2 protein-coding genes are annotated in these 1,431 nt (G+C 68.2%); one reads left to right on the plus strand and one right to left on the minus strand.

The features are described from left to right. A partial coding sequence (locus BEK98_RS47170; protein ID WP_208643444.1) for a DNA/RNA nuclease SfsA occupies positions 1 to 816 on the plus strand: 816 nt, incomplete at its 5' end. A 149-nt stretch (positions 817 to 965) separates the two neighbouring features. On the opposite strand, the gene BEK98_RS47175 is transcribed toward BEK98_RS47170, so the two are convergent. Then, positions 966 to 1,431, minus strand: a 466-nt coding sequence (locus tag BEK98_RS47175; protein WP_143684290.1) for an SDR family NAD(P)-dependent oxidoreductase, incomplete at its 5' end; no start/stop codon positions are given.

Consider the following 1,431-nt stretch of genomic DNA (forward strand, 5'->3'; position numbering starts at 1 on the left):
GCCCGCCGTGCCACCCGCACGCACAGGATCGAAGGCAGCATGACGGACAGCGCCGCAGCACTGCAGACAAGAGGCGACAGGATCTACTTCCCCGAACCTCTGACACAGGCCACCATCATCCGGCGCCCCAACCGGTTCATCATCGACGTCGACGTCGAGGGAACGACGGTCGCCTGCCACTGCCCGACCACCGGCCGCATCGGCAACCTCGTCCTGGACGGCCTGCCCTGTCTGCTGTCCCGCAGCCACAGCAGCACCCGCAAGACCCCCTACACCGTCGAGGCGGTCAGCGTCGATCCGCCCGGTACCCGACAGCCCGCCTGGATCGGCATCAACCAGACCGCAGCCAACCGCTACATCGAACAGGCCCTCCGCAGCAGGCTCCTGCCGCAGATCGTCACCGCGGAAACCGTCCAACGCGAGAAGTTCCTCGGCCGGTCACGGCTCGACTTCCTCGTCGACGACGACACCTACGTCGAGGTGAAGACCCCCCTGGACAACCTCCAGGTGACCCTCGGCGACCACATCCACACCCGGCCACGCCCGCCCCTGGCCGCAACCGACCGCCTCGTCAGGCACATCGGCGAACTCGGCCGCAGCCTCGAAGCCCACGAACGCGCGATCCTCCTGGTCTGCTTCCTCTACGACAACCCAGGCTTCCAAGTGCAGAAGAGCAGCCACCACAGCGAAGTCAAAGCCCAGGTCGCCCAAGCCGTGCAACGCGGCGTCGAGATCTGGCAGGTCAATTTCGAACTCGACCCAACCGGCGTGCGGGTGAGCCGCCACTACGAACTGACCCCGCAGTTCCTCGCTTGACACCACCTTTCCCGGCGTAACTCGCAAGGGGCATCGGGCAAGCCGATAGTCGCACGATCAACAGCTGTTGTCAGAGCCACCCACCGCGCACGGCCGCGCCCTCGCTCCACTCGACGTGCATGTGCGGGTGCTCCCGGCGTCCGAGTGCCCTATCCCAGGCCCTTGCGCTTGAGATACCGGGCGTGCCCGAGCCGTCCGACGCGTTCCATGAGGGGGAGGGCGCGGTGGGACAGCGCGGGGGCGAAGGCCATCGCCCGGGAGACGAGGCTGTCGCCGTACGGCAGGAAGATCTCCAGTCGGCGGGTGCGCGGGGCACGCGCATAGCCGCGTACGACGTCCTCGACCGAGAGCACCTTGCCGACGAAGTTGAGCATGCTGCCGCCGTGCAGCGCCTCGTGCTGGAGCATGCGGGTGTCGACGCCGCTGGGGTAGATGCCGCTCACGGCGACCCCGGTGTCGCGCAGTTCGGAGGAGAGGGCGGTGAGGAAGGCCCGCAGTCCCGACTTCGCGGCCGAGTAGACGGCGGAACCCGGAAGCGCCAGGACTCCGCCCATGGACACCGTCGCCAGAATGTGTCCCCGGCCGCGCCGCCTCATCCCCTCCGCGGCAGCGGCT

Origin of the sequence: Streptomyces diastatochromogenes (genome assembly GCF_002242805.1) — a bacterium.
Classification (GTDB): Bacteria; Actinomycetota; Actinomycetes; order Streptomycetales; family Streptomycetaceae; genus Streptomyces; species Streptomyces diastatochromogenes.